This window comes from Methylobacterium sp. 1973 (assembly GCF_040545035.1).
Lineage (GTDB): Bacteria > Pseudomonadota > Alphaproteobacteria > Rhizobiales > Beijerinckiaceae > Methylobacterium > Methylobacterium fujisawaense.
On record NZ_JBEPLA010000008.1, the window covers coordinates 303,138 to 312,452 of the forward strand.

Here is a 9,315-nt window from a genome sequence, read left to right on the forward strand (position 1 = left end):
AGCGCCTCCCGGTCCCGGGAGGACCGCCCGGGCGCTCAGACCCGGCGGGCCGCCGTCAGCGCCAGAATGTCCACCAGGGCCGTCGCACGACGGGCACCTCGCGATAGCCGCTTCCCGAAAAGCCGTGCTGGAACGCCCCGGGCGCGGTCTCCGCGACGTCCGCAGGCCGGGGGAACGGCTTGGAGCCGCCGAGCAGGAGGTTCTCGACCAGGAAATCGAGACACCGCGCCTGATACTCGGCTCCGTGCGTCGCGAGCATCGGCTCCGCGCACAGGGCCGACACGACGCGGTATGTCTCGCCGTGCCGCTCAAATCCGACCCGGTAGACGCCGTGGCCGGTCCAGCTCCGGTGGAAGCAGAGATCGAGTCCGTCGAGATAGATGAACCACTTGTCTTCCATCACCTCCGGACGCAGCCCCTTCGCCAGCTCCGCGAATTGCGCGGGGTCGAAGGCCGCGCGATAGGGGATTGGGGACATCGCCGCGAAGGGCAGGCGCTTCCAATCGTCCGGCTTCGCCGTCGCCCGCATCGCCATGTTTCCGGGGTCTCCAGCCTTTGCCGCCGGCGGCGTCAGCCCTCGGCCGGTTCCGAGCCGACCATCCCGAGGACCGCCTCGCCGAAGCGTCGGCGCGCCGCCGGATCGAGCTGGCGGAGATGGACCTTCACCAGAGCCAGGAGCCGCTCCGTCTCCCAATCGATCGCCGGCCGCGTGGCAGGGCCGCACCGATCCGGCTGGTAGAACGCCTCGATCGGAAGATCGAGGGACTGCGCGATTCGAATGAGGGCTTGGGACGACGCAGTGTCCGCTTTCGCGCCGGCAATCATGCGCAGACGTTCGAGCCCGTTCTCATCCATGACCGACCCTCGAACATCTCCAGGAAGGCGCAAATCGACCCACAGCACCGCGGAGTGCCCGACCGCAACTTTATCCGCAAGTGAACTCTTTGTCATTTGTGTGATATATTGGTACGGAGAAAGACGTTCGGGCTCCGGCCGACCAGAGGACCAACCGTCATGGGCATTACCGTCATCGATGGCTACGGGGAGGATACGGAGCGTCTCCGTGCCGCCCTCGAAGCCTCGTGCGTCGTGGGTGCCTGGGAATGGGACCATGTCGGCGGCCGTGTCGTCTACGATGAGGGCGCGGCCATGTTGCTGACCGGCACCCCCGACCTCGCCAATCGCCCGATCAGCGGACCGATGGCACTGGCCGCGGTGCATCCGCAGGACATGACCTGGCTGATGGACCACATGCTCCGGGCCGTCCGGTCCGGTGGACTGGTGCTGGCCGAGTACCGCGTGTTCAAGACGGACGGCTCCGTGCGATGGCTCCTCAGCCGCGGACGGACGCATCGGGACGCGGCCGGCCAGCCGGTCCGCTCGCACGGGATCCTGATGGACATCACGGAGATCCGGGACGGCGGCGATCGCTACGTCCTGGGCAGGCCTCCTTCGGGGGGCGCCCCGCTGGAGCGCGCGGCCGACCTGGCGATCGCGCTCAAGGAGACGCTCACCGACGATATGCCGGCCGAGGTGCAGGTCGCCGCCGAGCTGATGCTGCTGAGCCTGGGCCGCGCCTTCGCCCGCAGGGCCGCGCACTGAGCCCTGGACGTCCGGTCCGCCGGGACCCTGCGGACGGGCGGCGGCCGGCCCGCGCCGGACAAACCGGCGCGGGCGCCGCCGCGGGTGGCATCAGGAAACCGTTAAGACTGCTCGCACGGCTATCGAAACACCTGCATCCCGGCAACCGTCAGTCGAAAGACACGGTTTGCAGCAGGAAATGCATTTTAATCCCTGCCCGGATGGACAAAAATACATCCTCCGGACACGGAAAACCCGGGCCGCAACCGTGGCCGGGGACTTGTGTCCAGGACGCGGGCGCAACATATTCCTGACCGAGGCGCCAGCCTGGCGCCAGAGGTCCTGCGTGGGCCTCGCCCGAACACCACGCTGAGAGAGCCTCCGCAAGGAAACTCCCATGGCATTCGAGAATAGCCCCTTCCGGTACGGCGCCCAGCAGCCGACCGGCTACGCCGGCACCCAGGTCGAAGTCGACCAGGGCCTGCGCACCTTCATGCTCGGCGTCTACAACAACATGGTCGTCGGGCTTGGCATCTCGGGTCTCGTCGCGCTCGGCCTGAACATGGCCTCCGTGGCGGCCTACCAGGGCACCCGCCCGATCCTGACCCCGTTCGGTCAGACCCTCTATCTCAGCCCGCTGAAGTGGGTCCTGATGCTCGCCCCGCTGGCGTTCATCTTCGTCTTCTCCATGCGGATGGACCGGATGTCGGCCTCGTCGGCGCGGACGATGTTCTTCGCCTTCGCGGCGGTGATGGGCGCCTCGATGTCCTCGCTCCTGCTGGTCTTCACCGGTGGCAGCGTGGTCCAGGTGTTCTTCATCACGGCGGCGGCCTTCGGCTCGCTCAGCCTCTGGGGCTACACCACGAAGCGTAGCCTCTCGGGCATGGGCTCGTTCCTGATGATGGGCCTGATCGGCATCATCCTCGCGTCGCTGGTGAACATCTTCTTCGCCTCGTCGGCCCTCCAGTTCGCCATCTCGCTGCTGGGCGTGCTGATCTTCGCGGGGCTGACCGCCTACGACACGCAGAAGCTCAAGGAGATGTATCTCTACGGCGGCTTCGACGGTGAGATGGCGGCCAAGATGTCGGTGAACGGCGCCCTGACCCTCTATCTCGACTTCATCAACATGTTCCAGTTCCTGCTGAGCCTGATCGGCGACCGCCGCTAAGCCGCAAGAACCGACCGTTGACAGAAACCCCGGCGGGCAACCGCCGGGGTTTCTTTTTGCCTCGCCGCACCGACCGGATGCGCTAAGCTCGGGCCATGCCCGCGCTCTCCGACCTTTCCGGCCTCTCAGCCTTCCCGATCACCCCGAGCGACGCCGACGGTCGGGTCGATGCCGGAGCCCTGCAGCGCCTGCTGGAGCCCCTCGTGGCCGCCGGGGTCGATTCGATCGGCCTGCTCGGCAGCACCGGGACCTACGCGTATCTGAGCCGCGACGAGCGCCGCCGGGCGGTGGCGATCGCCCGCGAGGCCGTGGGCGGCCGGGTACCGCTCCTGGTCGGCATCGGCGCCCTGCGCACCGACGAGGCCATCCGCCTCGCGCAGGATGCGCGGGCGGCCGGCGCGGATGCGGGGCTGCTCGCCCCCGTCTCCTACACGCCGCTGACCGAGGCCGAGGTCGAGGCGCATTTCGCGGCCGTGGCGGAGGCGGGCGGATTACCCCTCGTCCTCTACGACAACCCCGCGACCACGCATTTCCGCTTCACGCCGGCGCTGATCGGCCGGCTCGCCCGCCGTTCCGGGATCGTGGCCGCCAAATGCGCCGCGCCGGCCCCGGCCGACGCCGCGGCCGGTGTCGCGGCCCTGCAGGCGGCCGTCCCGGCGGGCTTCCCCATCGGCTTCAGCGGCGACTGGAACGCGACCGAGGCGCTGATCGCCGGCGGCACGGCGTGGTACAGCGTGGCGGGCGGCCTGTTCCCCCGGACCTGCCGCGCGATCGTCCGGGCCGTGGAGGCCGGCGACACGGACCGTGCGCGCACCCTGAACGCGGAACTGGAGCCGCTCTGGACGCTGTTCCGGACCCACTCCAGCCTGCGGGTGGTCTACGCCTTGGCCGATATCCTGGGCCTGTGCCGCGCCGAGCCGCCGCGGCCGATCCGTCCTCTGCCGCCGGAGGTCGTGGCCGAGATCGCCGCGACCGTCCGGCGGATGCCCCTGTCCTGACGGGCGGAGCGGGATGCCGTGCGGGGTCAGACCGCCTGTCAGACCGCCTTGGGCGCCGGCTCCAGCACGGCGATGACCCGGGCGAGTTCCGAGCCGCGCTTCAGGATCTGGCCGCTCGCGGCGATGACCGCGTAGGCCCCCTGGCGGCGGGCAAGCTTGGGATCCTTCTCGATCCGGTAGAGCGGCATCTCGGAGGCGCGGCGGTAGATCGAGAACACCGCCCTGTCGCGGCGGAAATCGAGGGCGTAGTCGCGCCATTCGCCCGCGGCCACCTGCCGGCCATAGAGGTTGAAGATCGTGCGCAGCTCATCCCGGTTGAAGGCGACCTGTGGAGGAGCCGCGCGGGCGGGGAAGGGAATGACATGCCCCGCCGCCTCGTCGGGCCGCGGCCCGGCGCTCGTCCTTTCGGTCATCACCACTCCCGTGCATCGTTCCTTTGCCGGATGATGGGCTTCGCCGCAGCGGCCCGCAAGGGTGACGGCCGCCCCGCGCCGTGACCTGCGAGACACGCCCAAGCGACAAAAAACATGGTTTGGCCAGATTCGCGCCTTTTGCAGGCCGCGTTGCCGTGCGACAACAGACGTCGAACCTCGCCGGGTCCTGCCCGGCCGGCGCCCGACACCCAGCTCCCCAGCCATCGGCCGCCGTTCGGGATCCCAGGATCCGGCACTCCGAGGTTTCGAGACCCAAGACTTCAGGCCGCCCCTCCGGGCGGCCTTTTTTCTGTTTCCCGTTGGGCCCGGGAAGCGGGTATGCCACCGACATCATGGGCCCGCCCGCCTTCGACGACGCCTTCCTGCACGACCTCGACGCGCTGTTCGCGTGGCGCCGCGACGTGCGCCGGTTCCGGACGGATCCGGTGGACGAGGCGTGCCTGCGCACCTGCCTGACGGCGGCCCACCGGGCGCCGTCGGTCGGCAACAGCCGGCCCTGGCGGTTCGTGCGCGTCTCGGATCCGGCGCGGCGCCGCGAGGTGTCGGACAACTTCTCCGGCTGCAACGCCGCCGCGGCCGCAGGCTACGATGCGGACCGCGCCGCCCGGTATCGCGGCCTCAAGCTCGCCGGCCTGCGGGAGGCGCCGGTCCATCTGGCCGTCTTCTGCGACGCGGCGACCGAGACCGGCCTCGGGCTCGGACGGGCCAGCATGCCGGAGACCCTGGCCTATTCGGTGGTGGGGGCGGTGCAGTGCTTCTGGCTCGCCGCCCGGGCGCGCGGCCTCGGCGTCGGCTGGGTCTCGATCCTGGAGCCGCAGACCGTCTCGGCGATCCTGGCGGTGCCGGAGACGTGGCGGCTCGTGGCCTATCTCTGCGTCGGACACCCGGTGGAGGAGCATCTCGACCCGGAGCTGGAGCGCCACGGCTGGCAGCCCGAGGACAAGCGGGGCAGCACGCTCTACGAGCGCTGAGGGGCGGCCGAGCGGCCCCGCCGCGCCCCCGCGCCGTCGATCGTGGTTGCTCTTTTACCGTGCCTCACGGATGCGGCACGCTGACCCCACATCAACCATAGCTATTCTTGGAACGGTAAGCTCGGCCGCGGATTACTTGCCCGCGTCAACTCTTGCTTGTCGAGGATCGTAGTGATGTCGGGTCAGGTGGCGGCTGTATTCGGTTTGGCCGGCGCGATGCTGGCCGGTTGTCTTCAAACGGCGCAGGCGCGCGAGGTCGTGCCGTTCCAGAACGGTGTCGCGCCGGGCTCGGTGGTGATCAGCGTGTCGCAGCGCAAGCTCTATCTCGTGAACGGCGACGGCACGGCGATCCGCTACCCCGTGGCGGTGGGCCGGCCCGGCAAGCAGTGGTTCGGCACGAAGCCGATCGACGGCAAGTACGTCGCCCCCGCCTGGTCGCCCCCCGCGGAGGTGAAGCGCGACAACCCGCGCCTGCCGAACCTCATCGCGGGCGGCTCGCCGCACAATCCGATGGGTGCGGCGGCCATGACCCTCGCGGGCGGCGAATACGCGATCCACGGCACCAACCGGCCGAGTTCGGTGGGCACCTACGCGTCCTATGGCTGCATCCGGATGTACAATCAGGACGTGGTCGACCTCTACGCGCGGGTCGATGTCGGCACGCAGGTCTACATGACCCACTGAGGCCCGCGGGCCTCAGCCGGCCGGCGGCGCGGTCGCCTCGACGGCCGTGAACGTCTCCAGGATCCGGTAGGTGTGCGCGGCGCCCGCCGGCACGCAGTAGGAATCGCCCGGAGCGAGGGCGAGGGTCTCGCCCTCCAGGACGAGTTCCGCCCGGCCGCTGACCACGTAGCCGACGGTCTCGTAGGCCGATTTGGTCATCGGCTTGTCGGCGTTCGGCTCCTCCGCCCGCCACATCCGCATCCCGAGCCGCTCGCCGCGGGCCAGGGTGATCGCGCCGTGCGGTCCCGCGACCGCGCTGCGCGCCGATACCGTTGTCGCCATGCTCGCCTCCTCCGGGTGAATCCGCTCAACGGGCCCGGAGGCTCGACGTTCCGCGCCGGACGTTCCGTGCCCGACGGCGCGCCGCTTGACGGCCCGCCCCGGGCCCCGACAGGATGACGCACCGGTTCGACAGACGCCCGACAGAGGCGCGGACCGGGGCGGCGCCCGCGAACCCGCCCGGGTCCGATGCGCCGGCGAGCGATCCGGATCGGGAGGATGCGCGCCATGCAGATCAAGGCGGCGATCGACAGGATTCCCGGCGGCCTGATGCTGGTGCCGCTGCTGCTCGGAGCCCTGTGCAGGACCTTCGCGCCGGGGTCCCCGGCCTATTTCAAGGGCTTCACGCAAGGGATCATGACCGGCGTGATCCCGATCCTGGCGGTCTGGTTCTTCTGCATGGGCGCCTCGGTCAGCCTGAGGGCGACCGGGACGGTGCTGCGCAAGTCCGGCACGCTGGTGGCGACCAAGCTGGTCGCCGCCTGGGCGATCGTGCTGGTGGCCGGGCTGTTCATCCCGCCCGAGGGGATCCAGACCGGCTTCTTCGCCGGCCTCTCGATCCTGGCGATCGTCTGCGCGATGGATATGACCAATGGCGGCCTCTACGCCTCGCTGATGCAGACCTACGGCAGCCGCGAGGAGACCGGCGCCTTCATCCTCACGTCGATCGAATCCGGCCCGCTGATGAGCATGATCATCCTCGGGGCCTCTGGGGCTGCGCATTTCGAGCCGCAGATCTTCGCGGGCGCGGTATTGCCCTTCCTCGTCGGCTTCGCCCTCGGCAACCTCGACCCGAAGCTCCGGGCCCTGTTCGCCCCGGGCGGCCAGCTGATGATCCCGTTCTTCGCCTTCGCGCTGGGGAACACCGTGGACCTCAGCAACCTGCTCTCGCCGCTCGCGGGGCTCGGCATCGTGCTGGCGCTGGCGGTGATCGTCCTGACCGGCATCCCGCTGATCCTGGCCGACCGGGCGATCGGGGGCGGGACCGGCACGGCGGGGCTGGCGGCCTCCTCGACGGCCGGGGCCGCCGCCGCCAACCCGCTGGCGATCGCCGCCGTCGCCCCGCACTTCGCCCCGGCCGCGCAGACCGCCACCGTGCTGGTGACGATCTGCATCATCGTCACCTCGATCCTCGTGCCGATCCTGACCGGGCTCTGGTACCGGCGGTTCGGGGCGGGTGCGGCGGAGGCCCGGACCGAGGCCGGCCCGCCGCTGGCGGTCCCGGCCGAATAGGGCCGGACCGGTGCGCCGGCCCCTGCGCCGTCCTCAGAAGTCGACCGCGAGGCCCTTCACCTCCCAGTCGTCGTAGCGCACCGGCTCCAGGCCGCCGCGCCCCTGGCGCTCGGGGCGGGCGCTAATCTCGGCGGCCCGGGCGTCGATCGCCGCGCGGCGCTCGGCGGCCTCGGCCAGGGCGCGCTGCGCCGCCGGGCTGAGCGCGCGGGGCGGGGCCGTGCCGTCGCCGGCCTCCGGTCCGTCCGGATCCTGCCTGTGCGGGTCTTGTGCGGTCGGCTCTTGCATCGCGCTCGCTCGAGTGTGAGGGCGTAGGCCCAGAAGACGTTGGATCTGGAGCAGAAGTGGCATCGCGGGACACAGGCCGCAACACGCGGAAGGAAGCTTCGACGGGCGAGACCGGGCCGGATACGGCAGGCCTGGGCGCGCGCCGCGCGGCGATGCAGGCGGTCGCGGCCCTGATCGGCCAGGAGCGCCCCCCCGCCCTCGACGACGCCCTCGCCCAGGCGATCCGCGCCGAGGCGCTGGCGCCGGCCGATGCCGGGCTGGCGCGGGCCATCGCGGTGGCGACCTTCCGCCGCTACGGGCTGATCCGCGCCGCCCTGGCCGCGCGGCTGGAGCGCGGGCTGCCCGCGGCCAAGCCGCAGCTCACGGCCCTTTTGGCCACCGCGACCGCCCAGCTCCTCGACCTCGCGGTCCCCGACCATGCCGCCGTCGACCTCGCGGTGCGGCTCGCCAAGGGGGATACCCGCACGGCCCATCTCGCCGGGCTCGTCAACGCGGTGCTGCGCCGGATCGCCCGGGAGCGCGACGCGATCCTGGCCGCGGACGCCGACGCCCTGGCGGTCAACACGCCGGACTGGCTCGCCCGCCGCTGGGTCGCGGCCTACGGGCCCGAGCGCGCGGCGGCGATCGCCCGCGCCCATCTCGCCGGGGCCGCCATCGACCTGACCCCCCTGCGCGACACCGCCGACTGGGCGGAGCGGCTCGGCGCCGTGACCCTGCCGACCGGCTCCCTGCGCCTGCCGGAGAACGGCCCGGCGATCCCCGACCTCCCCGGCTTCCAGGAAGGGGCGTGGTGGGTCCAGGACGCTGCCGCGGCGCTGCCGGCCCGCCTCCTGGCGCCGCAGCCCGGAACCCGCGTCCTCGACCTCTGCGCGGCGCCCGGCGGCAAGACCCTGCAGCTCGCCGCCACCGGCGCGCAGGTCACCGCCGTCGACCGGTCCGCGCCGCGGCTGGAACGCCTGCGCGAGAACGTCGCGCGGCTCGGCTTCGCGGTCGAGATCGTGGTGGCCGACGCCCTCACCCTGGAGCCGCGGGACCACGACGCGGTCCTGCTCGACGCGCCGTGCTCGGCCACCGGGACGATCCGGCGCCACCCCGACGTGGCCTGGACCAAGGTGGAGGCCGATATCGGGCGGCTCGCCGCGCTCCAGGCCAGGCTCCTCGACCACGCGGCCGGGCTGGTGCGGCCGGGCGGGCTTCTCGTCTACTGCACCTGCTCGCTGGAGCCGGAGGAGGGCGAGGCGCAGATCGCGGCCTTCCTGGCCCGCGACTCCCGGTTCACGCGGGTGCCGGTCCGGCCCGAGGAGGTCGGTGGCGCCGCGGCTCTGATCGACGGCAACGGCGACCTGCGCACCCTGCCGTGCCACCTGGCGGAGGTGCCGAACGCCCGCGGAGGCCTCGACGGCTTCTTCGCGAGCCGGCTCCGACGGGCGGATTGATCGGGTACGCAGGCCGGATCTCCGGAGGTGGACCGGCGGTCCGGTCCAGCCGCCCGTCCTTCCGGAATGCCGCGGGCGGACAGGGAGAAATGGCGCGCGGCAGCGTGCGTCACGCCGCCCGCACCTTGACAATGTTCCTATTTTGTGCTTCCTGACCGCACCTGTCCGCGGCGTCCCGGGAGCGATCCCGGGGCGTCCTTCGGGGAC

Annotated in this window: 12 protein-coding genes; 7 read left to right on the forward strand and 5 right to left on the reverse strand. The window is 71.4% G+C overall.

Annotation, left to right across the window (positions count from 1 at the left end; translation table 11 throughout):
• Positions 1–55: 55 nt before the first annotated feature.
• Complete coding sequence (locus ABIC70_RS17855) at positions 56–535, reverse strand: hypothetical protein (RefSeq protein ID WP_354440376.1); 480 nt, start codon at positions 533–535, stop codon at positions 56–58.
• Between the two features lie 35 nt (positions 536–570).
• Positions 571–903, reverse strand: a complete 333-nt coding sequence (locus tag ABIC70_RS17860; protein ID WP_354440378.1) for a hypothetical protein — start codon at positions 901–903, stop codon at positions 571–573.
• A gap of 111 nt (positions 904–1,014) precedes the next feature.
• On the opposite strand from ABIC70_RS17860, the gene ABIC70_RS17865 reads away from it, so the two are divergent.
• From ABIC70_RS17865 to ABIC70_RS17875, 3 genes are all read left to right on the forward strand, one after another.
• Positions 1,015–1,602, forward strand: coding sequence for a PAS domain-containing protein (locus ABIC70_RS17865; RefSeq protein WP_043355306.1), 588 nt, complete (start codon positions 1,015–1,017; stop codon positions 1,600–1,602).
• A 376-nt stretch (positions 1,603–1,978) separates the two neighbouring features.
• Positions 1,979–2,749, forward strand: a complete 771-nt coding sequence (locus ABIC70_RS17870) for a Bax inhibitor-1/YccA family protein (protein ID WP_354440380.1) — start codon at positions 1,979–1,981, stop codon at positions 2,747–2,749.
• Positions 2,750–2,844: 95 nt separating this feature from the next.
• Positions 2,845–3,747, forward strand: coding sequence for a dihydrodipicolinate synthase family protein (locus ABIC70_RS17875; protein ID WP_053610803.1), 903 nt, complete (start codon positions 2,845–2,847; stop codon positions 3,745–3,747).
• Positions 3,748–3,785: 38 nt separating this feature from the next.
• Here the strand turns inward: ABIC70_RS17875 and ABIC70_RS17880 are convergent, their stop codons facing one another.
• The gene (locus ABIC70_RS17880) at positions 3,786–4,160 is read right to left on the reverse strand and encodes a DUF2794 domain-containing protein (RefSeq protein WP_043355313.1); all 375 of its coding nucleotides are present in this window, start codon (positions 4,158–4,160) and stop codon (positions 3,786–3,788) included.
• A 353-nt stretch (positions 4,161–4,513) separates the two neighbouring features.
• Here ABIC70_RS17880 and bluB point away from each other — a divergent pair, with 353 nt between their 5' ends.
• Together bluB and ABIC70_RS17890 are read left to right on the forward strand one after the other, a co-directional pair.
• On the forward strand, positions 4,514–5,152 hold the full coding sequence (bluB, locus tag ABIC70_RS17885; RefSeq protein WP_354440383.1) for a 5,6-dimethylbenzimidazole synthase: 639 nt from the start codon (positions 4,514–4,516) through the stop codon (positions 5,150–5,152).
• A 174-nt stretch (positions 5,153–5,326) separates the two neighbouring features.
• Entirely contained in the window at positions 5,327–5,836 is a 510-nt protein-coding gene (locus ABIC70_RS17890; protein WP_182591840.1) for a L,D-transpeptidase, read from the forward strand.
• A 12-nt stretch (positions 5,837–5,848) separates the two neighbouring features.
• Here ABIC70_RS17890 and ABIC70_RS17895 read toward each other — a convergent pair whose 3' ends face one another.
• Positions 5,849–6,157 (reverse strand): cupin domain-containing protein, encoded by a 309-nt coding sequence (locus ABIC70_RS17895; RefSeq protein ID WP_043387678.1) that lies wholly within the window; start codon positions 6,155–6,157, stop codon positions 5,849–5,851.
• Between the two features lie 216 nt (positions 6,158–6,373).
• Here ABIC70_RS17895 and ABIC70_RS17900 point away from each other — a divergent pair, with 216 nt between their 5' ends.
• Positions 6,374–7,387: a 2-keto-3-deoxygluconate permease gene (locus ABIC70_RS17900; protein ID WP_354440385.1), complete on the forward strand. Its 1,014-nt coding sequence runs from the start codon at positions 6,374–6,376 to the stop codon at positions 7,385–7,387.
• 33 nt (positions 7,388–7,420) lie between these two features.
• Here ABIC70_RS17900 and ABIC70_RS17905 read toward each other — a convergent pair whose 3' ends face one another.
• Positions 7,421–7,672 carry a DUF1674 domain-containing protein gene (locus tag ABIC70_RS17905; RefSeq protein WP_043345843.1) on the reverse strand — a complete coding sequence of 84 codons (252 nt, stop codon included), beginning with the start codon at positions 7,670–7,672 and terminating at the stop codon, positions 7,421–7,423.
• 56 nt (positions 7,673–7,728) lie between these two features.
• Here ABIC70_RS17905 and ABIC70_RS17910 point away from each other — a divergent pair, with 56 nt between their 5' ends.
• A complete protein-coding gene (locus ABIC70_RS17910) occupies positions 7,729–9,108 on the forward strand; it encodes an RsmB/NOP family class I SAM-dependent RNA methyltransferase (RefSeq protein WP_170867527.1) in 1,380 nt (459 codons plus the stop codon).
• Positions 9,109–9,315: the final 207 nt, after the last annotated feature.